This window comes from Flavonifractor sp. An82, from assembly GCF_002159265.1.
Classification (GTDB): Bacteria; Bacillota; Clostridia; order Oscillospirales; family Oscillospiraceae; genus Flavonifractor.
Genome location: NZ_NFHG01000003.1, coordinates 50,717 through 73,961, shown reverse-complemented (window position 1 = coordinate 73,961; position 23,245 = coordinate 50,717). Strand labels below are relative to the sequence as shown.

Genomic DNA, 23,245 nt, shown 5'->3' with positions numbered 1-23,245 from the left:
CCGCCAAGTATTTGGCAAAAGTACGGATCTTTGAAACGGAGGAGTTTCCAATGGCTATTCATATGTTCCAGACTCTGATCGACACCCTGAAGAAGAGCCCCAAGCGCATCGTCTTCACCGAGGGCACCGACGCCCGCATCCTGGAGGCCAGCGCCCGTCTGCTGGCCGGTACCTTCCTGACCCCCGTGCTCATCGGCAAGGAGGAGGAGGTCAAGGCCGCCGCCGAGGAGGCCGGCTACAACATCCGGGGCGCCGAGATCATCGATCCCGCCACCTACGCCGACATGGACAAGATGGTGGAGGCCATGGTGGAGCTGCGCCGCGGCAAGATGACCGCCGATGAGTGCCGGGCCGCCCTGCAGAAGGGCAACTACTTCGGCACCATGCTGGTGAAGATGGGCGTGGCCGACTGCCTGCTGGGCGGCGCCACCTACTCCACCGCCGACACCGTCCGTCCCGCCCTGCAGCTGATCAAGACCAAGCCGGGCAACAAGATCGTGTCCTCCTGCTTCATCCTGGTCCGTGAGGGCGTGGGCGAGAACACCGTGCTGGCCATGGGCGACTGCGCCATCAACATCGACCCCACCGAGGACGAGCTGGTGGAGATCACCACCGAGGTGGCCCACTGTGCCCGCACCTTCGGCATCGACCCCAAGGTGGCCATGCTGAGCTACTCCACCAAGGGCTCCGGCAAGGGCGAGACCGTGGACAAGATGCGTCATGCCTACGAGAAGGTGATGGCCACCAACCCCGATTTCGCCGTGGACGGCGAGCTGCAGTTTGACGCCGCCGTGTCCCCCAAGGTGGGCCAGCTGAAGAGCCCCGGCTCCGCCGTGGCCGGCTATGCCAACACCTTTATCTTCCCCAATATCAACGCCGGCAACATCGGCTACAAGATCGCCCAGCGTCTGGGCGGCTTCGACGCCTACGGCCCCGTGCTGCTGGGCCTGAACGCCCCCATCAACGACCTGTCCCGCGGCTGCAACGCCCAGGAGGTCTACTCCATGGCTATTATTACTGCTGCGCTGGCCTGATCAACTACTTACCGGAAACCGGAGCGCCCGCAAGGGCGCTCCGGTTTTTTGTGTCCGGGGGTGCCCCGGCAAATTGCCAAAAAATTTTGGCGGGGCGGAACAAAAAAGCCGCCGGTCTTGGGGGTGGGGCCGCCGGTTTGGGAAGGCGCCTACCAGATATCGTGGTATGAAAATTTATTCCGCCGTAAGGAGAGGAATGGTCGCTTTTCCCCGGAAACCCTTGACTTTTTGCGTAAATGCGTGTATCATTACGACTGTAACCATTTGTAACCTTTTCGTTTCCACCTGTTACCGATCGGATACAGATCGGAAACAGGGGCATTCTTATTTCATGATATAGGAGGGGAATCCCCCCATGGACGAGATCCTTCATATTCCGCAGGAGCCCAACGGCGAGAGCCTGGCCCTCCGTCTCCGCAGCCGAGCCCAGGCCGCCGGCGCCGCCATTCAGGCCGGCGTGAAGCGGTTCCAGCACTGGTCGGACGCCGCCACCGCCGGCGGCGGGCGCATCATCAGCCCTCTGCACTTCCTGGCGGCTGCCGCTGTGCTGGGCGTGGCCGCCGTGGTGACCACCGTGTACACCCCCGCCTACGTGGTGGAGGTGGACGGCGTGGCCCTGGGCACCGTCACCTCCAAGCAGGTCTTTGAGCAGACCGTGGACCGGGTGGAGGCACGGGCCACCGAGATCCTGGGTCACGACTACACCCTGGATGGCGAGGTCACCTACTCCCTGGCCCTGGCTGAGCCGGAGAACATCACCCCCACCGCCCAGTTTGAGACCTATCTCTTTGAGCAGATCGGGGACGTGATGCAGAATTATGTGCTCACCGTCAACGGGCAGTTCATCGGCGCCGCTCAGGACCGGGAGACCATCACCTCTGTGCTGGATCAGGTCAAGTCCGCCTACATCAATGAGAACACCATCTCTGCCGAGTTTACCTCCGGCGTGTACATCACCCACGAATACACCGCCTCCGACGTGGAGCAGGACACCGACGCCATGCTGGCTGCCCTCACCGCCAACCAGAACGGCCAGACCACCTACGAGGTGCAGAAGGGCGACACCTTCGTGGACATCGCCTTTGCCAACGGTATGACCCTGTCCGAGCTGGAGGCCCTCAACCCCGACGTGGACAGCAGCCGCATCTACATCGGTCAGATCGTCAACGTGAAGGAAGAGGTCCCCTTCCTGTCCGTCAAGACCGTGGACCATGTGACCTACACCGAGGCCATTGAGTGCCCTGTGGTGGAGGTGGAGGACAGCTCCATGTATCAGGGTCAGTCCAAGGTGCTGGACGCCGGTACCCCCGGCGAGCAGGTGGTCACCGCCGATGTGGCCTACCTCAACGGCGTGGAGCAGGAGCGGGAAGTGCTCTCCACCGAGGTTACCCGTGAGGCCACCAACAAGGTCATCGCTGTGGGTACCAAGGTGCGGCCCTCCTGGCTGCCCACCGGCTCCTACATCTGGCCGGTCTACGGTCATATCACCTCCAGCTTCGGCTATCGCTCCATCTTCGGCTCCTACAGCTACCACAGCGGCCTGGATATCGCCACCGCTTACGGCACCACCATCAAGGCCTCCGACGGCGGCACCGTCATCTGGTCGGGCACCGGCACCGGCAGCAACTGGAGCTATGGCAAGTACGTCATCATCGACCACGGCAACGGCGTGCAGACCTATTACGCCCACTGTTCCAGCCTGCTGGTCTCCACCGGCGACAAGGTCTATCAGGGACAGGCCATCGCCCGGGTGGGCTCCACCGGCCGTTCCACCGGCAACCACTGCCACTTTGAGATCAAGATCAACGGCACCTCGGTCAACCCTCTGGCTTACCTGGGTTGAGCCGATTCCTGTGAAACAAAGCCCCGGCGCATCCCAGATGCGCCGGGGTTTTTTGCGTTTGCCGCCCGTTGCAATCCCATGGAAAAAGCCATATAATAGAAGTTAGTAAACCATGTGTTTCACTGAAAATCCAGGCGGTCAGCGCCGGGTGCGGCGGCAATCACGAGAGGAGGACCTTCCATGGAGCGCTATGACGTGGCGGTACTGGGCGGGGGGCTGCTGGGCTGCTTTATGGCCCGGGAGCTGCGCCGCTACCCCCTGAAGGTGGTCCTGGCGGAGGCCCGGGAGGACGTGTGTACCGGCATTTCCCGGGCAAACACCGCCATTGTATATACCGGCTGCGACACCAGGCCGGGCACGTTGAAGACCCGGCTGTGCGTGGAGGCCAACCGGGGCTTTGATACCCTGTGCCGGGAGCTGGGGGTGCCCTTTTCCCGCCGAGGTTCCCTGATGGTGAGCTATGGCCCCCGGGCCGACCGGGTTTTGCAGAACAAGCTGCTCCAGGGGATGGAGAACGGGGTGGAGGGATTACGCCTGCTCTCCGGCCGGGAGGCAGAAGAACAGGAGCGGGGGCTGGCCCCCGGCGTGTCCTCCGCCCTCTATGCCCCGGGCACGGGGGTGGCCGACCCCTGGGGGCTGTGCTACGCCGCCTGGGAGAACGCCCTGGCCAACGGGGTGGCCCCCTGGCTGGGGGCCCCGGTCACCGACCTGCTCCCCGAGCACGGGGGCTGGCGGGTGGTTACCCTCCGGGGGGAGCTGTGGGCGGCGGCGGTGGTCAACTGCTGCGGTCTCCACGCCGACCAGGTCCAGGAGCTGGCCGCCCCGCCATCGGTACGCATCTCTCCGGAAAAGGCGGACTACCTCATGCTGGACGAGGGAGCGGGGAACTATGTGGGCCACGTCATCTTCCACGAGCCGGAGGAGAAGGGCAAGGGCCTGACCCTGGTGCCCACCCTGGAGGGCAAGCTGCTGCTGGGGCCCACGGAGGAGGGGGCCGCCGGGCCGGCTTCCGCCACCACCACGGCAGGGCTGGGCAGGCTGCGGCAGCTGGCGGCCCAGGTGGCCCCCCAGCTGGACCTGAATCTTACCATCCGCTCCTTTGCCGGGGTGCGGCCCCGGCCCTACAGCGTGGTGAGCGCCCGCAGCATCCACGACTTTACCATTACCAATCCTGCCCGGGGACTGTGGAGCCTCATCGGCATCAAGACCCCCGGTCTCACCTGCGCCCAGGCCCTGGGGGCCTGGCTGGCCCCCCAGGTGGCTGAGACCCTGGGCAGGAGGGAGCCCGACCCCACCTTCCGCCCCGAGCGGAAGGCTCCGGTACGCCCCCGGACCATGAGCCGGGAGGAGCGGGCCGCCCTGGTGGCCCGGGACCCGGCCTACGGCCGCATTCTGTGCCGGTGCGGCGGGATCACCGAGGGGGAGGTGCGGGACGCCATCCGCCGGGGTGCGGTCACCCTGGACGGGGTGAAGCGGCGGGTGGGCACCGGCCTGGGCCGGTGCCAGGGCTCCTTCTGCACCGACCGGGTGATGGAGCTGCTCTCCCGCATGCTGGGTGCGCCTCCGGAGGACCTGTGGAAGGACGGGCCGGGTTCCCGGCTGCTGACAGGAGGACGGTATGGAGAAGGTTGATCTGCTGGTGGTGGGAGGCGGCGCGGCAGGCATGTCCGCCGCTCTGGCCGCCGCAAGCGCCGGACCGGTGTCGGTACTGCTGGCCGACCGGGAGACCCGGCTGGGGGGCATCCTGCCCCAGTGCATCCACCACGGCTTTGGGCTGGGCTATTTCCGCCGGGACCTGACCGGCCCGGAGTACGCCGGGCGCATCATCGCTCAGATGGAGGGGGCGGCGGTCAGTGTGCGGCTGAACACCACGGTGCTCTCCCTGTCCCAGCGGCGGACGGCGGAGCTGTCCGGCCCCACCGGGTATGAGACCATTTCCTTCCGGCGGCTTATCCTGGCTGCGGGCTGCCGGGAAAGGACCATCGGCTCTCTGCCGGTCACCGGCACCCGGCCCGCCGGGGTGTACACCGCCGGTCTGGTGCAGCGGATGCTGAACCTCCGCCATTGGAAGCCCGGCCGCCGCGCCCTGGTGCTGGGCAGCGGGGATCTGGGGCTCATCGTGGCCCGCCGCCTGGCCCTGGAGGGCTGTCAGGTGGTGGGGGTGGTGGAGCAGAAGGGAAGCTGCGGCGGCATGGTACGCAACTACCGCTCCTGCCTGATGGAGCAGAACATCCCCCTCATCACCAAGGCCACCGTCACCCGGCTCCACGGGGAGGGGCGGCTCACCGGCGTCACCCTGCGCCGCCTGGACAGCGGGAAGGAGGAGCGGGTTGCCTGCGACACCCTGGTCACCGCCTTGGGCCTCATTCCCGAGCGGGAGCTGCTGGCCGGGCTGGGGGACAAGGTGCCCGGATGGGCCTCCCTGTGCGGTAACTGCGACTATGTCCACGACATTGTGGATACCGTCACCACCCAGGCCGAGGAGCTGGGCCGACAGGTGGGCCTGGAATTGTTGGGCAGAGGATAAAACGAAAAACGGCCCCCATCGGAGCGCTCCGATGGGGGCCGTTCTCTTTGCTGTTATTCCTCGTCTTCCTTCTTGGTGCACACGATGTTCAGCTCGTTGAGCTGGGCGTCGGTCACGAAGCTGGGAGCGCCCAGATCCCGGACAGCCTGGGCTGTCCGGGGACCCGGGGATGATTTTACATGCTCGGCGGAAGTGAATTCCGCCTGCGCCAAGGTTTTCGCCGACGGCGAAAACGCTTGTACGCGCAAAGCGCGCCCCGCGCTGCGGGGTCCTGATGATGGGCGCTGTTATTCCTCGTCTTCCTTTTTGGTGCACACGATGTTCAGCTCGTTGAGCTGGGCGTCGGTCACGAAGCTGGGAGCGCCCATCATCAGGTCCTGGGCGTTCTTGTTCATGGGGAAGGGGATGATCTCACGGATGGACTCCTCACCGGCCAGCAGCATGACCATACGGTCCACGCCGGGGGCGATGCCCGCGTGAGGGGGCGCGCCGTAGGTGAAGGCGTTGTACATGGCGGGGAACTTGGACTTCACGTCGTCCTCGCCCAGCCGCACCAGCTGGAAGGCCTCGATCATGATCTCGGGGTCGTGGTTCCGGACGGCGCCGGAGGACAGCTCCACGCCGTTGCACACCAGGTCGTACTGGAAGGCGGTGATGCTCAGGGGGTCCACCTCGCCGGCAGCCGCCTTCTTCAGGATCTCCAGGCCGCCGTTGGGCATGGAGAAGGGATTGTGGCAGAACTCCAAAAGCCCGGACTCCTCGCCGATCTCGTACATGGGGAAGTCCACGATCCAGCAGAACTCATAGCGCTCCTTGTCCATGTGGTTGGGGCAGAAGGCGCCCAGCTTGGAGCGGAGCACACCGGCGGTCTTCTGGGCGGCCAGCAGCTTGCCGGCGGTCAGGCCCACGAAGCAGCCGGGCTCCAGGCTCAGGGCGGACACCACGGCGTCCTTGATGGGCTGGACAAACTTGGCGATGCCGCCTACGATCTCGCCCTTCTCATCCAGGCGGAACCAGTAGGCCTTGTTGCCGGACTGGACCTCCACCTCATTGCAGATGCCGTCAATCTGCTTGCGGGTGCCCTCGAAGCCGGACACCACCACCGCCTTGACGGTGTTGCCCTCGAAGGGACCGAAGCCGCAGTTTGCCAGCACTTCGGTGGCGTCGGTGACAGTCAGGTCGATGCGCAGGTCGGGCTTGTCGGAGCCGTACTTGTCCATGGCCTCCAGGTAGGAGATGCGCTTAAAGGGGGCCTCAGAGGCCACGTTGTAGGCGCCGTACTTGGCAAAGATGGGGGGCAGCACGTCCTCCAGCACGGCGAACACGTCCTCCTGACCGGCAAAGGCCATCTCCATGTCCAGCTGGTAGAACTCGCCGGGGGAGCGGTCGCCGCGGGCGTCCTCGTCCCGGAAGCAGGGGGCGATCTGGAAGTACTTGTCGAAGCCGGAGGCCATCAGCAGCTGCTTAAACTGCTGGGGAGCCTGGGGCAGGGCATAGAACTTGCCGGGATGCTTTCTGCTGGGCACCAGATAGTCACGGGCGCCCTCGGGGGAGGAGGCGGTCAGGATGGGGGTGGTGATCTCCATGAAGCCGTGGTCGATCATGGAGGAGCGCAGGGCGGCCACCACCTGGGAGCGGAGGATGATGTTGTTCTTGACCTCCGGGTTGCGCAGGTCCAGATAGCGGTACTTCAGACGCTGGGTCTCGTCGGCCTCCCGGCTGCGGTTGATCTGGAAGGGCAGCTCGTTGTGGCGGCAGCGGCCCAGCACCTCGATCTTCTGGGGCACCACCTCGATGTCGCCGGTGGGCAGCTTGGGGTTCTTGGAATCCCGCTCCCGCACCACGCCGGTGACGGCGATGGTGGACTCCTTGTTCAGGGCCTTGATGGTCTTGACCATCTCCTCGGTCTCGGCCACCACCTGGGTGGTGCCGTAGAAGTCCCGCAGGACGGCGAAGCCCAGGCTGGCGCCTACCTCACGGAAGTTCTCCAGAAAGCCCGCCAGGGTGACGGTCTGGCCCACCTGCTCCATGCGGAGCTCCCCACAGCTGTGGGTGCGGTAGGCAGTTTTCACGTTTGCCATGTTAAATCAACTCCAAATTGTAATATACAATATTAAAAATACAATAGGGACTGGAAATCCTTATTTCAGATCCAGGTACCGGCTGTAATACACCTGCACGTCGAAGTTCTTGTAGAGGTCGGTGCCCTCCTTGGCGGTGACGCCGAAGTGAGTCAGGGCGGTGTTCTTCACATAGTCCAGGAAGGAAATTCCGTCCACGGTGTTGAACCAGTTGAACTCCATGCCCTGGGCGGCGCAGTCGGCCTCCAGGCCGTCAATCAGCTCCTGGACATAGGGCAGGTAGGCCCCGGCAGTGGTGCCGCCCGTAAAGAGCACGTCAGAGGGATTCAGCCCGGCGGCGGTAAAGGGGGTGTAGTCGGCGGGGGTGAAGGACTGCCGCAGCTCGGTACGGGCCACCCGGGCCACCATGGCGGCGGTCTCCATCCGGGTCAGGGACTTGTCAGCGGCAAAGGTGCCCCAGCTGTCCACGCCGGTGAGGATGCCCGCGTTGTAGAAGCGCAGTACGTCGGGGTCGGTGCTGTCGGGCAGGGCGGTGATGGTGTTGATGGGGGAGAGCATGTCCTCAGGCACCACGGCGGACAGCAGGGTGACAAACTCCTGCCGGGTGGCCTGCTTGGTGGGGTCGGGCACGTCGATGCCCAGGCTCTCAAGATACTCCACATAGGAGAAATACCAGGGCAGGGTCTCGCCGGGCTTGGGGGTGGCCATGGGGATAGGCTCCCCGGTGATGGCCTCGTTCATGCGGGCGGCAATGGCGGCCACCTCGCCTGCGGTGAGCACCTGATTGGGGGCAAAGCCGGTGTTGGTACCCGTCATCAGGCCCACCTCATAGCACACCTGGACAGGGGCGGCGTACCAGGAGCCGGCCTGCACATCGGTATAGCCGGGGTAGTCGTTGACCTTGGGGAAGGCCTCCTCGGGGGAGAGGGCGGCGGCGGAGCCCACCAGAAGGGCGGCGGACAGGACCAGAGCGGCAAGCTTTTTCATCAAAGGGTTCCTCCTTGTCAAATCTCGTTGGGTCGCCTTTTATAGACGGCTTGAAAGGGGGAAAGTTCCATTCAGTCCTTGTCCCGGATGGGAGCGCCGCAGGCCCGGGCGGCCAGACCGGCCTGGACCAGGGCCACCGCCTCGGCGGGGGTGACGGTCTGCTGCCCACCGGTGGTCAGATCCTTCACGGTCACCTTGCCCTGGGCGATCTCATCCTCGCCCAGGAAGGCGGCGTAGGGGATGGACAGCTTGTCGGCGTAGGACAGCTTCTGCTTGAACTTCTTCTTCTCGCAGTGGAGCTGGCAGCGCACACCGGCGTCCCGCAGGGTGGTGGCGAAGGAGATGGCGGCGGACAGATCCTCGGTCATGGGCAGGATGAGCACGTCGGCGGGGGCGGTGAGCAGGTCCTCGTTCAGGTAGCCCTGGGCCTCCAGCACGGAGAACAGCCGGGTCAGGCCGATGGAGATGCCCACGCCGGGCAGCTGCTTGTCGGTGTAGTACTCGGCCAGGTTGTCGTACCGGCCGCCGGAGCAGATGGAGCCCACCTCGGGGTGGTCCAGCATGACGGTCTCATACACGGTGCCGGTGTAGTAGTCCAGGCCCCGGGCAATGGTCAGGTCCACCATGAAGTGGTCCTCCGGCACGCCGTAGGCCGCCATATACTTGACCACGGTCTCCAGCTCGGACACGCCCAGGTCGAAGAGCTCGTTCTTGCCCTTGAAGGGCTCCAGGGCGGCCATGGGGTCCTCCGCCGCCAGCAGGCCCAGCAGGGTGTCGGCGGTGTCGGGGGCCACGTTGAAGTCGTCCACCAGGATGGCCTTTACCTTCTCGGGGCCGATCTTCTCCAGCTTGTCGATGGTGCGCATCACGTCGCCTGCCTGCTCCTCCAGGCCCAGCAGGGCAAAGAGACCGTTGAGTACCTTGCGGTTGTTCACCCGGATCTTGAAGCGGCGCAGGCCCAGGGCGGTGAAGGTCTTGTAGATGATGGAGGGGATCTCGGCCTCGTTGGTGATGTCCAGGGCGCCGTCGCCGATGACGTCGATGTCGGCCTGATAGAACTCCCGGTAGCGGCCCTTCTGGGCCCGCTCACCCCGGTACACCTTGCCGATCTGGAACCGGCGGAAGGGGAAGGTGAGCTCATTCTGGTGGAGGGCCACATACTTGGCCAGGGGGACGGTCAGGTCAAAGCGGAGGGACAGGTCGCTGTCGCCCTTGGTGAAGCGGTAAATCTGCTTCTCGGTCTCGCCGCCGCCCTTGGCCAGCAGCACCTCGCTGGCTTCAATGGCCGGGGTGTCCAGGGGGGTAAAGCCGTAGAGAGAATAGCTCTTGCGGAGGATGTCCACCATCCGGTCAAACTGTACCTGACGGGCAGGCAGCAGCTCCATAAAGCCGGACAGGGTACGGGGTTTGATCTGGGCCATAGTGATGCTCCTTTGTATCGTTACATTTGGAATTTTGGTTTGGTGGGGGAGCGGATATCCGCAAAAAGGCGCTCTCGTCCCTTGTCACGGGACGAAAGCGCCTGCTTTCGTGGTGCCACCCATGTTCGGCGCAAAAAGCGCCCTCTTTCCTTCTGGTGCGGGAAGGGGACCGCGCCCGTCTCCGGGCCCGCTGGTGGAGCCGTCTCCCGGCCGCCTGCCGCAGGTCCTTCCAGCCAGGGGACCCTTCTCTGGTGCGGCGGTGTGAGCGGTACTTGCTCCGTCGTTGCGGTATCAAATTTGGGGCAGATGGATTATGCGGTAAAAGGCTTGGTCTTGGGATTGATGATGTCGCGCCAGTCCAAGTCCCCCCGCTCCAGGCCGTGGATGAGCATCTCGGCGGTAGCCACGTTGGTGGCCACGGGGATGTTGTACTGGTCGCACAGACGGGTGATATACTTCAGGTCCGCGTCCAGGTCGCTGGACTGGGGATCGGAGAAGAACAGCACCATGTCGATCTCGTTATAGGCGATGCGGGCGCCGATCTGCTGGCTGCCGCCGTGCTCGTGGGACAGGAAAAGCTGTACCGGCAGACCGGTGGCTTCGGCCACCAGGCGGCCCGTCGTGTTGGTGGCGCAGATCGTGTGCTTGGACAGGATACCGCAGTACGCAATGCAGAATTGCACCATCAGCTCTTTTTTCCGATCATGGCTCATCAACGCGATATTCATAGTACACCTTCTCTTCCTTTCAAGCCCGCAGCTTCATCAGCGGGACCCGCTGGCCCGTCAGCCGCTTGGCGATATTTAAGTAAGCAACAGCGGCGCCCCGGCTGGCGCACAAAATCAGGGGTTCGCCCCGGTTGCCGCTGAGGATGACCTGGGGGTCCTCCGGCACGATGCCCAGCAGGGGCAGGCCGGCGGTATCCATGGCGTCGTCAATGGTGGTGTGGAGCCGCCGCAGCAGCTTGGGCTGCACCCGGTTGACCACCAGATGGAGCTGGGGCAGGCTGTGGCGCAGCTCGGACACGGTGCGCTGGGCGTCCCGCAGGGCGGAGGCGTCGGTGGTGGAGACCACGATGGCCCGGTCCGCCGCGCAGCAGGCCAGGCGGAAGCCCAGTCCCAGTCCCGCGGGGGAGTCCATGAGGATATAGTCGTACTTCTGCTTGGCCTGACGTACCAGATCCCGCATGGCGTACTCGCTGAGGGGCTCATCCGGCAGGGTCACCGGCGCGGTGATGAGGCTGAGCCCCTGGATCACCGGGTGGGGGACTGCCGCCCGCTCCAGCGGACAGCGCCCGCAGAGCACATCGGTAAAGTCCATCAGGGCCCGGTCGCTGAGGCCCAGGTTCAGGTCCAGGTTGCGCAGGCCGATGTCCATGTCGATGCACAGGACCTGGTGTCCCAGGGCGGCCAGACAGGAGCCGACGCCGCCGGTGAGGGAGGTCTTTCCCGTGCCCCCCTTGCCGGAGGTTATGACGATTGCTGTGGACATAGGCTCACTCCCGACATACAAGATTAGAATAACACATTATTTCGTGGGACGCAATGCGTAACTGAGTTATTGATTCACAAATTCTCACTTTAGAGGGGGGATTTTTGCATTCTGGCCCACCGGCGGGGATAACCCTGGGGGGTGGGGGAGACCTTTTCCACCACCACGACACGGTGGGTCACCCCGGCACCCGGGATCTCATAGTCCACCCGGGGGAGCAGGCGGCCCCCCAGCTTGGCAATGGCCCGGGCAGCCTTGTCCACCTCGTCGCCGCTGTCCACGCTCTTCATGGCCAGGAACTTGCCCCCCACCTTGACGTAGGGCAGGCAGAGCTCGCTCAAGAGCTCCAGGGAGGCCACCGCCCGGGATACGGCAAAGTCAAAGCTGTCCCGGAAGCCCTCCTGATGGGATTGCTCCTCACCACGGGCGTGAAGACAGGTGACCTTGTCAAGGGAAAGCGCTTCACACACGGTTCCCAACCAATCGACCCGTTTCCCCAGGCTGTCCAGCAGGGTGACGGTAAGGGAGGGCTCCAGAATCTTCAGGGGCATGCCGGGGAAACCGGCACCGGTGCCCACGTCGATGAGGGTCTTGTTTTTGAAGTCCTGGCCGATGGTGAGCAGGGCAGCGCAGTCCAGGAAGTGGAGGTCCACCACCTGGTCGGGGTCGGTAATGGCGGTGAGGTTCATCACCTGATTCTGCTCCAGCAGCAGGCGGCCGTACTCCGCCAGCTGTCCGGCGGCCTCCGGCGGCGGGGTCAGGCCCAGGGCGGCAAGGCCCCGTTCAATGCGTTCTTTCATTGTCCACCTCCGAAATTGGCCAGCAGGGGAGGGATGCCCAGCACCAGACTGATGATGAAGCCCACGGCGCAGACCACCGCCAGAATGGTCATGGACACCTTGCGGGAGTAGGTGCTGTCCGGGTGGCGGGCCAGATAGAGGGAAATGGCGAAGATACCGGCGATGCCGGGGCAGGCGAAGAGGGGGGCGATGCCGGTGAGATAGGTGCCCTGGGTAAAGAAGGGGTAGATGTTGAGCGCAACAAAGCCCAGCATATAGACGATGCCCACCCAGGCCATGATGCGCTTGACGGGGGAGGCGGGGGTGTAGGGCTCCTTCTCCTCAGGGGACGGGTTGTTTTCCGGTCTGTCACTCATGATGTTGCTCCTTCAGCAGGTCCCGAATCTCCGTGAGCAGCTGCTCCTGGGTGGTGAGCACCGGCTGGGCCGGGGCGGTCTCGGCGGCCTCCTCCTTCTTGCGGTGGAAGCGGTTGATCCCTTTCACCAGGCAGAAGATGACGAAGGCCATGATGAGGAAGTTGACCACCGCCTGGATGAAGCTGCCGAAGGCGATGGTGGCGCCTCCCACCTGGAAGGACAGGGCAGCAAAGGTGGATTCCCCGATGAAGATGCCCACAAAGGGCATCAGAATATCATTGGTCAGGGAGTCCACGATGGTCTTGAAGGCTCCGCCGATGATCACGCCCACCGCCAGGTCCATCACATTGCCCCGGGCGATGAATTTGCGGAACTCGGCCAGAAAGCCTTTGGTTTTTTCTTTTGCGGACATAGATACTCCTTTGTATGGGGTAAAAATCAAATAGGGGAGGGGGGAGGCGGTCACCGGCCGTCCCCCCGTTCCATTACGCCTTGGGGGTGAGCACTTCCTTGCCGCCCATGTAGGGACGCAGGGGAGCGGGGATCTTTACGGAGCCGTCGGCCTGGAGGTTGTTCTCCAGGAAGGCGATGAGCATACGGGGAGGCGCCACCACGGTGTTGTTCAGGGTGTGGGGCAGATAGGTGCCCTTCTCGCCCTTGACACGCATCTTCAGGCGGCGGGCCTGAGCGTCGCCCAGGTTGGAGCAGGAGCACACCTCGAAGTACTTCTGCTGGCGGGGGGACCAGGCCTCAATGTCGCAGGACTTGACCTTCAGGTCGGCCAGGTCGCCGGAGCAGCACTCCAGCTGACGGACGGGGATGTCCATGGAGCGGAAGAGCTCCACGGAGTAGCGCCACATCTGCTCGTACCACTTCATGGAGTCCTCGGGCTTGCACACCACCACCATCTCCTGCTTCTCGAACTGGTGGATGCGGTACACGCCCCGCTCCTCGATGCCGTGGGCACCCTTCTCCTTGCGGAAGCAGGGGGAGTAGGAGGTGAGGGTCTGGGGCAGCTTGTCCTCGGGGATGATCTGGTCGATGAACTTGCCGATCATGGAGTGCTCGGAGGTGCCGATGAGGTAGAGGTCCTCGCCCTCGATCTTGTACATCATGGCGTCCATCTCAGTCTGGGACATGACGCCCTCCACCACGTTGCCGTGGATCATGAAGGGGGGCACGCAGAAGGTAAAGCCCTTGTCGATCATAAAGTCACGGGCGTAGGCCAGCACCGCCTCGTGGAGGCGGGCGATGTCGCCCATCAGGTAGTAGAAGCCATTGCCGGACACACGGCCGGCGGAATCCATGTCGATGCCGTCGAAGGACTCCATGATCTGGGTGTGGTAGGGAATCTCAAAGTCGGGGGTCACGGGCTCGCCGAAGCGCTGGACCTCCACGTTGCAGGAGTCGTCGGGACCGATGGGCACGGAGGGGTCGATGATGTTGGGGATGACCAGCATGATCTTGCGGATCTCCTCGGCCAGCTCGGTCTCCCGGTTCTCCAGGTAAGCCAGACGGTCGGCGTCCGCCTTGACCTCGGCCTTCAGGGCCTCGGCCTCCGCCAGCTTGGAGGGGTCCTTCTTGGACTGGCCCATGAGCACGCCCACCTGCTTGCTCTTGGCGTTGCGGGCGGTGCGCAGATCCTGGGCCTCCTGGATGGTCTTGCGGTTCTCAGCGTCCAGGGCGATGACCTGATCCACCAGGGGGAGCTTCTCCTCCTGGAACTTCTTCTTGATGTTTTCCTTGACGGCCTCGGGATTCTCCCGGATAAACTTGATATCCAGCATGGTGTATTCAACCTTTCTGATATTTGATAGGGGAGGGGGGGCAGGCGGCGTTCCGCCGCCTGCTGTTCCACGTGAAACAATTCCTTTTAATAAAGAGCGTCGTAGATCTCCTGATAGCGGTCGTAGGGGGAGAAGCGGTCGTTGTCGGTGACGCTCTCACGGGGCAGGTATTCGGGCAGCTCCTCGCCCATCTCCTGGATGAGGCTGCGGGCCTGGCTGTAGCGGCCCCGGACATAGGCCTCGTTGATCTGCCAGAACCAGTCCATGGCCTGGCTGCTCTTGGTCAGGTCGGCCACCTGCTCCTCCAGATCCTCCAGCTGATTCTCCTGGTCCCGGATGGTCTGCTGGTTTTCGGAGAAGGCCTGCTCCAGATCGGCCACCTGCTTGGACAGCTCCTCGTTCTGCTCAATGGTGTTCTGGAGGGACTGGGAGGCCGAGTTGGAGGTCTCCTGCAGGTTGTTGATGGCCTCCTGGTTGGCCCGGCGCTGCATCAAAAAGGACATGAGCAGCAGCAGAAAGGCTGCCGCGAAGAGGATCATCAGATAGAACAGGACCGGGTTGCGCTTGTCGGGCTTCTCGTGCTCCGCCTCATGCTGGAGCTGGCCCCGCTCCTGCTTGTCGGAATCGGGCTTGCTCAAAGGTCGGCACCTCCTTGATGGGCGGAGGGCAGCTGCTCCAGCAGGTCCAGCAAAACGTTCAGATCCTCCGGGTTATAGTATTCCAGCTCCACCTTGCCTTTTTTCTTGCCGTTGACAATGTGGACCTTGCGGCCAAAGCGGGTGGCCAGGGTCTTTTCCGCCTCCCGCAGATAGATGGACAGGTCGGGACCGGGGGTGGGGGAGGGGGGCTCCTTCTCTCCGGCGGCCAGCCGCTTGGCCAGAGCCTCGGTCTGACGGACGCTGAGATCCTCGGCAATGACCTTCTGGGCCAGCTTCTTCTGCAGCTCGCCGCTGGGCACGGAGAGAATGGCGCGGGCATGTCCGGCGGACAGCCTGCCCTCCTCCAGCAGCTGATGGACGGCGTCGGGCAGGGCCAGCAGCCGCAGGGCGTTGGCCACCGCAGGCCGGGACTTGCCCACCCGCTGGGCCACTTCCTCCTGGGTGAGGCCGTACTCCTCCATCAGCACCTTGTAGCCGTTGGCTTCTTCCACCGGGTTCAGGTCCTCCCGCTGGAGGTTTTCGATGAGGCCCAGCTCCATGACCTTCCGGTCGTCGGCCTCGATAATGACAGCGGGGATCTCGGTGAGACCGGCCAGCTTGGCCGCCCGCCACCGCCGCTCCCCGGCGATGATCTGGTAGTAGCCGGAGGACAACCGCCGCACGGTGAGGGGCTGGATGACCCCGTGAGTGCGGATGGAGTCGGCAAGATCGTGGAGGGACTCCTCGTCAAACCGCTTCCGGGGCTGCTTCAGCCCGGGCTCCACCTGGGAGATGGGGAGGGAGAGGGAACCGCCCTCCTGGGCCTGGAGGGCGGCGTCGCCCAGCAGCGCGCCCAGGCCCTTGCCCAGGCCGCGTTCCAATGCCATACTTATTCGCTCCTTTCTTCCCGGGTGATGGCGTACTGATTATGCTCCAGCAGCTCGGAAGCCAGGGCGGCATAGGCCTCGGCCCCCCGGGAATAGGGGTCGTAGGCCTGTACCGGCTTGCCAAAGCTGGGGGCCTCGGACAGACGGACGTTGCGGGGGATCACCGTGGCGTACACCTGGCCGGGGAAGTGGCGCTTGACCTCCTCCGCCACCTGCATGGACAGGTTGGTCCGCCCGTCGTACATGGTGAGCACCACGCCCTCCAGCCCGATTTTGGGGTTGAGGGAGCGCTTGACGATGCGGATGGTGGACAGAAGGTCGCTGAGGCCCTCCAGAGCGTAATACTCACACTGCACCGGCACCAGCACCGAGTCGGCGGCGCACAGGGCGTTGAGGGTGAGCAGCTCCAGGGAGGGGGGACAGTCAATGAAGATGTAGTCGTACTGATCGTCCAGCTGGGCCAGGGCGTTCTTCAGCAGATACTCCCGGTCGGGAGCGGTGATCATCTCCACCGTGGCGCCGGTGAGGGACTTGTTGGCGGGGATCACGTCCGCATAGGGAGTGTTTACCACCGCCTTGCTCACCTCCACACCGTTGAGCAGTACATCGTAGATGTTGGGGGAGATGGTCTTGTCCACGCCAAACCCGGAAGTGGTGTTGGCCTGGGGGTCAAAATCACAGACCAGCACCCGCTGGTCCAGCTTTTTCAGGGCGGCGGCCAGGTTGACGCAGGTGGTCGTTTTTCCGACCCCGCCCTTCTGATTTACAATAGCAATGGTCTTTGCCATAGCGCACCTGCCTTTTTTCTCTTAACGGTTCGAGTCTTATTATATCCCGTTATAAAACGCAATTCAACTGAATTTGAAAAAGATTGGATGTTTCACTGTTGCGTTGTTTCACGTGAAACAAGGCAGGTAATAAAAAAGGGGAGTGTTTCACGTGAAACAGTGAAACACTCCAAAAGAGAGGGGATCAGCCTTTGGGAATGGTAATGGTCAGCTGGATGGCGTCGGCGGTCTCCTGCCGCTTGCAGTTGGCGTTGACACCGGCGCTCTTCATCATGGACAGCCCTCGGGTAACGGTGTTGAGGAAGAGCCGCACATCCTTAATAATAAAGGCGGGCTTCTTCCTGGGTGACTTGCCGGGGGCGGGGTGGAGCAGCTCCTCCACATACTGCTCCGTTCTGGCTACCGTCAGCCCCTCCTCCGCCACATGGCGGGCGGCCTCCTCCTGGAGGGCAGGGTCGTCCAGCTTGAGCAGGGCCCGGGCGTGGCGCTCGGTGCAGCCGTGCTGCCGCAGAACGGACAGGGCGGCAGGGGGGAGGCGGAGCAGCCGCAGCTTGTTGGCCACGGCGGACTGGGACTTGCCGATGCGCTTGGCGGCCTCCTCCTGGGACAGGTGGTAGGTCTGGATCAGAGAGGACAGGGCGGCGGCCTCCTCCACAAAGTCCAGGTCCCGGCGCTGGAGGTTTTCCACCAGGGCCAGCAGGGAGGACTCCTGGCCGTCCACGCTGACGATGATGCAGGGCACTTCGGCCAGCCCCGCCAGCTTGGAGGCCCTCAGACGGCGCTCCCCGGACACCAGCTCATATCCAGCCACGGTACGGCGCACCGACAGGGGCTGGAGCACGCCGTGCTCCTTGATGCTGGCGGCCAGCTCCTCCAGGCCGTCCTGGGCAAAAAACTTCCGGGGCTGTCCCGGATTGGGGGCAATGGTATGGATGGGTAAAAACTGGACCCGATTGCTTTCAAACAGGCCCTTTCGACGTAACAGCGGCATAAAAAGCGCCTCCTTCGCGGGCGTAAATGGTTGATCTGACTATAGATTACCATATTTTTCCGCAAAAGAGGCCTAAGGGTGTCGAATGGGAAATATTTTCCATTTACCAACCGGAGGGGTCCAGGGCGGCGGCCAGGCGGCGGAGGAACACCAGGTTGCTGGGCCGCTGGGGCGGCAGGCCCTCCGTCAGGGCCAGATAGGCGGGAGTGGGGTTGGCGTGGAGCTTGTCCACCATGGCCCGGATGTTCTTTTCCACGCTGGCGTAGCTGGTGTGCTGGTCGGAGATGGTGGGGGCGTAGGCCTCCTTCAGCAGGGCGGAGGGGTCCTGACAGAGCACCGCCGCCGCCCGGGCGGCGGCCTCCACTCCCATACCGGCGGCCCCCATCTCCTCCAGCAGGGCCAGGGCGGCCCGCTTCAGAGGGGCCAGACAGAGGAATTGGAGCAGCTCGGGCAGGGCCTGGCAGTTCACCGGCTTCACCAGATAGTAGCTGGCCCCCAGGGAGAGGGCGCACTTCACCACCCCCTGGTGGGACACCTGGGAGGTAACCACCACCACCGGCCCGCCCCGCCTGCGGCGGAGAGCCTCCAGCACCCCAAGGCCGTCCAGACCGGGCATCACCAGGTCCAGCAGCACCACATCGGGGCGCAGCTGGTCAATGAGCTCCAGACACTCCAGACCGTCCTTTGCCGCACCGCACAGGGACAGCCCGGGCAGCTGAGGGATGGCGGCCGTCAGCAGCCGCCGGGCGGCGGGATCGTCCTCCGCCACCAGGACCCGGATCTGGTCTGCCATCTTATTGCTCCGGTCCCATGGCCTCCGCCGCCTCCAGAGCCAACTGAAGCATATGGGTGGCCAGCTCCCGGTTCAGAGGGGTGGTCTGGCGCAAATGGCGGGTGAGCCGGTCCACCGCCGGGTCCTCCGGCAGGGTCCCGTGGGCAAGGTATTCCAGACTGACGCCCAGCACCTGGCTCAGTTCTACAAAAATGGCCATGGACATACATTTTTTGCCCTGCTCAATGTCGCTGACGTACTGGGAGGTGATCCCCAGACGCTCTGCCAGATGCTCTCGGCTCATGCCCAAATCTGCCCGACAGTTCCACACCCGTGTCCCTACCTGGGCCAGCCATTGCTTTCTCTCTTTCTTTTCCGTGATAACCACCCCGCATCTCCTGTGATCTCAACTATAGATATAGGGTGGCACAACTATATGTTTTTACAAGAAACGATAGTTTGTAAAATATCAACTTTAAATTATACGGCTTATGAAAGCGCAAAAAAAGCAGCAGCGGGGCAACTGCCGCCGCTGCTGTTTTGCAGGGGTTGGGTTCAGGCCGCGGGGGAAGCGGTGGGCTCCGCCGCGGGGGTCTCGGTCTCGGGGGCGGGGGATTCGGTCTCTGCCGCCGGGCTCTCAGAGGCCTGGGCCTCAGCCTCGGCCTGCTTCTGCTCCTGCCACTCCATCACCATGTTCATCATGAAGTCGTAGAAGGCCTTGGGGTCCAGCTTGTCGTAGGCGTCGGTGGTCTCCACCTTGGCGTCGGCGGTCCACTGGTCCAGCATCTGGTTCATGGCGTAGTTGGAATAGGCGGCCCGGGTGTCCTCGTTGTCGGCGTTCTGCCGCAGCAGGATGTGGTAGCCGTAGTCGGTGGCCACGGGGGCGCTGATCTCATCCACAGCCAGGGCGGTGCCGGCGGTGACGAACTCGCTCACCAGGGAGGAGGAGCCGTCCAGCAGGGCGCCGGAGGCCAGGAAGGTGTAGCCCTCAGGCTTGAGCAGCTCGCCGCTGGTCTCGTCCCGGCCGTCGTCGCTCTTCTCGTTCATGGCGGCGTCAAAGGCGGCGATGGGGTCGGCGGCGGCGGTGATCTCCTGGTAGAGGGCGTCGGCCTCAGCCTTGGTGGCCGCCTTCTCCTCGTCGGTGACGTCGGAGCCGTCGTCATGGGCGGGGAAGGCGATGAGGATGTGCTTGCAGTTGTAGATGCCCTCAGCGTCGATCATGTTCTGGATGTCCTCGTCGGTGGGGGTGAGCTCACCGGCCTCCTCCATGGAGGTCTGGAGGTTCTGCACCTGATAGTAGGCGTCGTTGAGGGAGAGGTAGCCCTCCCGGGAGATGCACTGCTGGTCCAGCCACTCCTGGGTGGTGAGGCCGTAGTACTGCTCATACATGGCGCCCACCTGCTCCAGCTGCTCCTCGGCCTCGGCACGCTGCTCCTCGGTGACGTTGGCGCCCTGCTCCTCGGCATGGTTGGCCACCACGGCGTACAGCTTGCTGATCTCCAGGGCCTTGTTCTTCAGATAATCGTTGGTGGGCTGGTCCTCAATGGTCTCCTCCCAGGCCTCGTCGTCGGCCAGGTAGCCGGCGCTCTTGGCCTCGGAAATGCTGGTCAGCAGCCAGTACAGGTACTGATCGGCGGTGACGTCCCGGCCGTCCACGGTGAAGAGAACGGTGTCCCGGGCCAGGCCGGTGGCCTGGTAGGCGATGTCATCGGCGGCGGGGGTGGGCTGGGGGTCGGCAGTGCTGCACCCGGCCATGGCGCCGATGAGAAGCGCGCCGCTCAGTCCGGCGCACAAGAGTTTTTTCCAGTTCATGCTTCTTTCCTCCTTGTTTTAGGCCTTGCTTGAAAATTGTCAACACGCCCAATCGGCAGGTTTTTTGCCCGCTGGACGGCCCAATTTTTTCTTGAAATCCGTCAGGATTCCTGCAAAAAAATTGCTTGCCAGCAGCCAAAATCCCTCGCCGCTGGGCATATCGCCAATCTTCAAACAAGGCCTCGCCGGACAGTACCGGCGAAACAGGGATAGTGTACACCTTTTTTCCCGCCCAGGCAAGAAAACCGGGGCGGCGTTCACTGAAAATTCACAAACGCCGCCCCGGTGTGGGGTGTATGCAGTTGAATCGGCGGCTCAGGCCCGCAGGAAGCCCTTGCCGAAGATCTCGCTGGAATTGGCCACGATCATGAAGGCGTGGGGGTCCACCTGCTTCAGGTGGCGGCGCAGGGCCACCGCCTGGCCCCGGGAGAGCACGGTGAGCACCACATGGTGGACGTCGTGGGTGTAGGCCCCCTGGGCGGTCCAGACGGTGGCGCCCCGCACCAGGGTGTGGGTGACGTAGTCGCACACATGCTCCGGGTCGGAGGTGATGACGAAGAAGGCCTTCCGCCGGTTGAGGGACTCAATGGCCGAGTCCACCAGCACCGACTTGAGGGCCAGACCCAGCAGGGAGCACAGGCCCGCCGTGGCGTCAAAGACAAAGAGAGCTGCGGCGGCGATGGCCACGTCGGAGATGAGCAGAGCGGTGCCCACGTCCAGGCCGGTGTACTTCTTCAAAATCATGGCGGCGATGTCGGTGCCGCCGGAGGAGGCGTCGATGTTGAACAGGATGGCGGCCCCCAGGGCGGGCAGGATGACGGCGAAGAAGAGCTCCAGCATCAGCTGGTCGGTGAGAGGCTCGGTGAGAGGCCATACCCAGGAGAATACCTGGATGAGGCCCGCCGACAGCAGGGAGCAGTACACCGTGCGGAACCCGAAGCCCTTGTCCAGCATGATGAAGCCCAGGATGAGGAAGAGCACGTTGATGATGGTATTGTAGGTGGAGGCCGACAGCATGGGCAGCACCTTGCCCAGCAGGATGGACAGGCCGGACACGCCGCCGATGGAGAAGTTGTTGGGGAATTTGAAGCAGTAGACCCCCACCGAGATCATGAGGGCGGCCACATTCATCCATACAAATTCCTTCAGGAAACGCTTTTTATCCGGGTGCACAGCAATCCCTCCTTATTCAGCCGGTCAGCGGGCGGCATTGACGGCGCTCCACACGTCATAGCCGGTGGAGGCGGGGATGGTGCCCACCCGCCACAGGGACACGCCGGTGACGCCGAAGAGCCGGGCCAGCTGGAGCTTGTCCGCCACGCTTTGGGCGTCCTCGTACCATACCTTATAGCGCTCCCCCTCCTCATTGGTGTAGACGGCGCAGGGGTTGCGGTACTTCTCGCTGTAGGTCACCACCGTGTCCGGCTGGGCCAGCCGCCCGGCCAGGGTGTCGGTACCGGGGTGGTAGATGGTGGTGTCCAGCAGGCGGCCGTTCTCGTCAATGTGGAACCCCGCCGTGCCGAAGGAGATGGCCAGGGCTACCTTGCTTACATCCTGTACGCCGGTGTCCGGGTCGGTGATATCCCGCAGGGCCTCGTACACGCTGGCAAAGGGGGTGACGGGGGAATCGGTGTTGCCGGTGCCCACATAGGAGCCGGGGACGGAGGTCCACTGGTAGTCGTGGGCCATGAGGATCACCTTGTCGCACACCTCGCCCAGGCCCCGGTAGTCAAAGCCGGTGTACCAGGTGTCGGGCTGGACGCAGACATACAGGGTCTTATCCTCCGGCAGGGCGGAGCGCAGCTCCTCCATAAAGGTGGCATAATTCTTCTTTATAGTATCCCCTTTCAAACCCTCGAAGTCGATGGTGAGCCCGGCGTAGGACCCGGCGGCCTCCACCAGGGCAGAGATGGCCTGGGCGCGGGCATTGGAGTCGTTGACCACCGCTGCCACTGTGGAGGTGGTGGAGCCGTCGGCCAGGGTCACCGCGTCGGTGGCCGAGCCGAAGACGCACAGGTTATAGTCTACCCCGTGGCTGGTAAAGTAGTCGGTGGCGGGGGTGGGGTCGGAGGGGCGTACCCAGTCGTTGCCGTTGGCGCTGGTGGAGTTGAGGGTGGGACCGCTCTCGCCGTACTCCAGCCGGGCCCAGCCCACGCTGACGGCGTCCATATGGGCGGTCAGGTTGATCTGGGAGTAGGAGGAGAAGGCGTAGAAGCCGTGGAGCCAGTCGGTTTTGGAGGTATAGCGCTCATACACCCGCACCAGCATGGCGGCGGCTTCCTCCCGGGTGGCCGAGTGGGTGGGCAGGAACTTGAGCTGGCCATTGGGCCCGGCCACACCCCGGATCATGCCGATGTCGTAGGCGATGGCGATGTAGCCCGTGTTGGTTTTCACGTCGGTGAAGGGGAGGGACAGGGAGGACAGGTCCCCGGCCAGGGTGTCGTACCCCAGGGCCCGCACCAGCATCACCGCCATCTCCTCCCGGCTGATGTAGTCCAGGGGGCGGAAGGCCCCGGCGCCCTCCATCACGTCGTGGGCCCGGGCGGTCTCCACGGCAGAGTAGTACCACTCTCCGGTACCGCAGTCTATGTAGGAGGGAGAGGCGGGGGAGATCATCTCCCAGTCAAACATCCGGCACAGAATGGTGACAAATTCCGCCCGGGTGATCTCGTCCCCCACGCCGAAGCGGCCGTCGGGGTAGCCCTCCATCAGGCCGTAGGTCTGGGCCTTCTGGATGTCGGCCTGGGCCCAGTGGCCGCTGGTGTCGGAAAAAGCCCGGGCCTGAGGGGACAGGGGGGCGGCGGACAGTAACAAAACGGCGGTAACAGCCGCCGCGCACAGCCGGCGTTTGAGCATAAAAAGGACCCCTCCTTTTATAAAAGTATGGCGTCAGTTGGGCTGCCGTCTCTATTTTAACAAAGGAAAAGGCAAAGTACAACGGAAAACCGAGGTGGGCAGACCGGCGGGAGTAAAAAATCAACTTGACATATCAGACAAAATTTATAAAAAGAGATGACGGGAGAGCGGTTT

At 63.6% G+C, this 23,245-nt stretch carries 24 protein-coding genes; 4 read left to right on the top strand and 20 right to left on the bottom strand.

What is annotated here, in order from left to right; all coding sequences use genetic code 11:
• Positions 1 to 50: 50 nt before the first annotated feature.
• From pta to B5G34_RS05420, 4 genes are all read left to right on the top strand, one after another.
• Positions 51 to 1,034 carry a phosphate acetyltransferase gene (gene pta / locus B5G34_RS05435; protein ID WP_087334993.1) on the top strand — a complete coding sequence of 328 codons (984 nt, stop codon included), beginning with the start codon at positions 51 to 53 and terminating at the stop codon, positions 1,032 to 1,034.
• Positions 1,035 to 1,389: 355 nt separating this feature from the next.
• Complete coding sequence (locus tag B5G34_RS05430; RefSeq protein ID WP_087334991.1) at positions 1,390 to 2,877, top strand: peptidoglycan DD-metalloendopeptidase family protein; 1,488 nt, start codon at positions 1,390 to 1,392, stop codon at positions 2,875 to 2,877.
• Positions 2,878 to 3,057: 180 nt separating this feature from the next.
• Complete coding sequence (locus B5G34_RS05425; protein WP_087334990.1) at positions 3,058 to 4,509, top strand: FAD-dependent oxidoreductase; 1,452 nt, start codon at positions 3,058 to 3,060, stop codon at positions 4,507 to 4,509.
• A complete protein-coding gene (locus B5G34_RS05420; protein ID WP_087334988.1) occupies positions 4,496 to 5,404 on the top strand; it encodes an FAD-dependent oxidoreductase in 909 nt (302 codons plus the stop codon). Before B5G34_RS05425 ends, B5G34_RS05420 begins: the two co-directional genes overlap by 14 nt.
• 53 nt (positions 5,405 to 5,457) lie before the next feature.
• Here B5G34_RS05420 and B5G34_RS18710 read toward each other — a convergent pair whose 3' ends face one another.
• From B5G34_RS18710 to B5G34_RS05325, 20 genes are all read right to left on the bottom strand, one after another.
• On the bottom strand, positions 5,458 to 5,616 hold the full coding sequence (locus B5G34_RS18710; protein ID WP_162609424.1) for a hypothetical protein: 159 nt from the start codon (positions 5,614 to 5,616) through the stop codon (positions 5,458 to 5,460).
• A 75-nt stretch (positions 5,617 to 5,691) separates the two neighbouring features.
• Positions 5,692 to 7,485, bottom strand: a complete 1,794-nt coding sequence (aspS, locus tag B5G34_RS05415) for an aspartate--tRNA ligase (RefSeq protein WP_087334987.1) — start codon at positions 7,483 to 7,485, stop codon at positions 5,692 to 5,694.
• A 60-nt stretch (positions 7,486 to 7,545) separates the two neighbouring features.
• Positions 7,546 to 8,472 carry an S-layer homology domain-containing protein gene (locus tag B5G34_RS05410; RefSeq protein WP_242956859.1) on the bottom strand — a complete coding sequence of 309 codons (927 nt, stop codon included), beginning with the start codon at positions 8,470 to 8,472 and terminating at the stop codon, positions 7,546 to 7,548.
• Between the two features lie 71 nt (positions 8,473 to 8,543).
• Positions 8,544 to 9,893, bottom strand: a complete 1,350-nt coding sequence (gene hisS, locus B5G34_RS05405) for a histidine--tRNA ligase (RefSeq protein WP_087334983.1) — start codon at positions 9,891 to 9,893, stop codon at positions 8,544 to 8,546.
• 311 nt (positions 9,894 to 10,204) lie between these two features.
• On the bottom strand, positions 10,205 to 10,621 hold the full coding sequence (locus B5G34_RS05400; protein ID WP_087187280.1) for a methylglyoxal synthase: 417 nt from the start codon (positions 10,619 to 10,621) through the stop codon (positions 10,205 to 10,207).
• Positions 10,622 to 10,640: 19 nt separating this feature from the next.
• Entirely contained in the window at positions 10,641 to 11,384 is a 744-nt protein-coding gene (gene minD, locus B5G34_RS05395) for a septum site-determining protein MinD (RefSeq protein WP_087334981.1), read from the bottom strand.
• A gap of 89 nt (positions 11,385 to 11,473) precedes the next feature.
• On the bottom strand, positions 11,474 to 12,184 hold the full coding sequence (gene rsmG, locus B5G34_RS05390) for a 16S rRNA (guanine(527)-N(7))-methyltransferase RsmG (RefSeq protein ID WP_087334979.1): 711 nt from the start codon (positions 12,182 to 12,184) through the stop codon (positions 11,474 to 11,476).
• Entirely contained in the window at positions 12,181 to 12,540 is a 360-nt protein-coding gene (locus B5G34_RS05385; RefSeq protein WP_087334977.1) for a hypothetical protein, read from the bottom strand. Before B5G34_RS05385 ends, rsmG begins: the two co-directional genes overlap by 4 nt.
• Positions 12,533 to 12,952, bottom strand: coding sequence for a large-conductance mechanosensitive channel protein MscL (gene mscL / locus B5G34_RS05380; protein WP_087334975.1), 420 nt, complete (start codon positions 12,950 to 12,952; stop codon positions 12,533 to 12,535). Before mscL ends, B5G34_RS05385 begins: the two co-directional genes overlap by 8 nt.
• 73 nt (positions 12,953 to 13,025) lie before the next feature.
• Entirely contained in the window at positions 13,026 to 14,327 is a 1,302-nt protein-coding gene (gene serS, locus B5G34_RS05375) for a serine--tRNA ligase (RefSeq protein WP_087334973.1), read from the bottom strand.
• An 86-nt stretch (positions 14,328 to 14,413) separates the two neighbouring features.
• A complete protein-coding gene (locus tag B5G34_RS18885; RefSeq protein ID WP_204245911.1) occupies positions 14,414 to 14,965 on the bottom strand; it encodes a hypothetical protein in 552 nt (183 codons plus the stop codon).
• A complete protein-coding gene (locus B5G34_RS05365; protein WP_087334971.1) occupies positions 14,962 to 15,852 on the bottom strand; it encodes a ParB/RepB/Spo0J family partition protein in 891 nt (296 codons plus the stop codon). Before B5G34_RS05365 ends, B5G34_RS18885 begins: the two co-directional genes overlap by 4 nt.
• Before the next feature lie 2 nt (positions 15,853 to 15,854).
• The gene (locus B5G34_RS05360; RefSeq protein ID WP_087334969.1) at positions 15,855 to 16,640 is read right to left on the bottom strand and encodes a ParA family protein; all 786 of its coding nucleotides are present in this window, start codon (positions 16,638 to 16,640) and stop codon (positions 15,855 to 15,857) included.
• A 184-nt stretch (positions 16,641 to 16,824) separates the two neighbouring features.
• The gene (locus tag B5G34_RS05355) at positions 16,825 to 17,631 is read right to left on the bottom strand and encodes a ParB/RepB/Spo0J family partition protein (RefSeq protein WP_087334967.1); all 807 of its coding nucleotides are present in this window, start codon (positions 17,629 to 17,631) and stop codon (positions 16,825 to 16,827) included.
• A 103-nt stretch (positions 17,632 to 17,734) separates the two neighbouring features.
• Positions 17,735 to 18,424: a response regulator gene (locus tag B5G34_RS05350; RefSeq protein WP_087334966.1), complete on the bottom strand. Its 690-nt coding sequence runs from the start codon at positions 18,422 to 18,424 to the stop codon at positions 17,735 to 17,737.
• 1 nt (position 18,425) lies between these two features.
• Positions 18,426 to 18,791 (bottom strand): helix-turn-helix transcriptional regulator, encoded by a 366-nt coding sequence (locus B5G34_RS05345; RefSeq protein WP_242956857.1) that lies wholly within the window; start codon positions 18,789 to 18,791, stop codon positions 18,426 to 18,428.
• A gap of 167 nt (positions 18,792 to 18,958) precedes the next feature.
• A complete protein-coding gene (locus B5G34_RS05340) occupies positions 18,959 to 20,215 on the bottom strand; it encodes a peptidylprolyl isomerase (protein WP_087334964.1) in 1,257 nt (418 codons plus the stop codon).
• A gap of 39 nt (positions 20,216 to 20,254) precedes the next feature.
• A complete protein-coding gene (locus tag B5G34_RS19370; RefSeq protein WP_275532288.1) occupies positions 20,255 to 20,389 on the bottom strand; it encodes a hypothetical protein in 135 nt (44 codons plus the stop codon).
• 141 nt (positions 20,390 to 20,530) lie between these two features.
• Positions 20,531 to 21,388, bottom strand: a complete 858-nt coding sequence (locus B5G34_RS05330) for a YitT family protein (RefSeq protein ID WP_343286554.1) — start codon at positions 21,386 to 21,388, stop codon at positions 20,531 to 20,533.
• A gap of 24 nt (positions 21,389 to 21,412) precedes the next feature.
• The gene (locus B5G34_RS05325) at positions 21,413 to 23,071 is read right to left on the bottom strand and encodes an S-layer homology domain-containing protein (protein WP_087334963.1); all 1,659 of its coding nucleotides are present in this window, start codon (positions 23,069 to 23,071) and stop codon (positions 21,413 to 21,415) included.
• Positions 23,072 to 23,245 lie beyond the last annotated feature (174 nt).

Coding starts and splice junctions, on each gene's coding strand:
- pta (WP_087334993.1), top strand. CDS start 51: ATGGCTATTCATATGTTCCAGACTCTGATCGACACCCTGAAGAAGAGC.
- B5G34_RS05430 (WP_087334991.1), top strand. CDS start 1,390: ATGGACGAGATCCTTCATATTCCGCAGGAGCCCAACGGCGAGAGCCTG.
- B5G34_RS05425 (WP_087334990.1), top strand. CDS start 3,058: ATGGAGCGCTATGACGTGGCGGTACTGGGCGGGGGGCTGCTGGGCTGC.
- B5G34_RS05420 (WP_087334988.1), top strand. CDS start 4,496: ATGGAGAAGGTTGATCTGCTGGTGGTGGGAGGCGGCGCGGCAGGCATG.
- aspS (WP_087334987.1), bottom strand. CDS start 7,485: ATGGCAAACGTGAAAACTGCCTACCGCACCCACAGCTGTGGGGAGCTC.
- B5G34_RS05410 (WP_242956859.1), bottom strand. CDS start 8,472: ATGAAAAAGCTTGCCGCTCTGGTCCTGTCCGCCGCCCTTCTGGTGGGC.
- hisS (WP_087334983.1), bottom strand. CDS start 9,893: ATGGCCCAGATCAAACCCCGTACCCTGTCCGGCTTTATGGAGCTGCTG.
- B5G34_RS05400 (WP_087187280.1), bottom strand. CDS start 10,621: ATGAATATCGCGTTGATGAGCCATGATCGGAAAAAAGAGCTGATGGTG.
- minD (WP_087334981.1), bottom strand. CDS start 11,384: ATGTCCACAGCAATCGTCATAACCTCCGGCAAGGGGGGCACGGGAAAG.
- rsmG (WP_087334979.1), bottom strand. CDS start 12,184: ATGAAAGAACGCATTGAACGGGGCCTTGCCGCCCTGGGCCTGACCCCG.
- B5G34_RS05385 (WP_087334977.1), bottom strand. CDS start 12,540: ATGAGTGACAGACCGGAAAACAACCCGTCCCCTGAGGAGAAGGAGCCC.
- mscL (WP_087334975.1), bottom strand. CDS start 12,952: ATGTCCGCAAAAGAAAAAACCAAAGGCTTTCTGGCCGAGTTCCGCAAA.
- serS (WP_087334973.1), bottom strand. CDS start 14,327: ATGCTGGATATCAAGTTTATCCGGGAGAATCCCGAGGCCGTCAAGGAA.
- B5G34_RS05365 (WP_087334971.1), bottom strand. CDS start 15,852: ATGGCATTGGAACGCGGCCTGGGCAAGGGCCTGGGCGCGCTGCTGGGC.
- B5G34_RS05360 (WP_087334969.1), bottom strand. CDS start 16,640: ATGGCAAAGACCATTGCTATTGTAAATCAGAAGGGCGGGGTCGGAAAA.
- B5G34_RS05355 (WP_087334967.1), bottom strand. CDS start 17,631: ATGCCGCTGTTACGTCGAAAGGGCCTGTTTGAAAGCAATCGGGTCCAG.
- B5G34_RS05350 (WP_087334966.1), bottom strand. CDS start 18,424: ATGGCAGACCAGATCCGGGTCCTGGTGGCGGAGGACGATCCCGCCGCC.
- B5G34_RS05340 (WP_087334964.1), bottom strand. CDS start 20,215: ATGAACTGGAAAAAACTCTTGTGCGCCGGACTGAGCGGCGCGCTTCTC.
- B5G34_RS05325 (WP_087334963.1), bottom strand. CDS start 23,071: ATGCTCAAACGCCGGCTGTGCGCGGCGGCTGTTACCGCCGTTTTGTTA.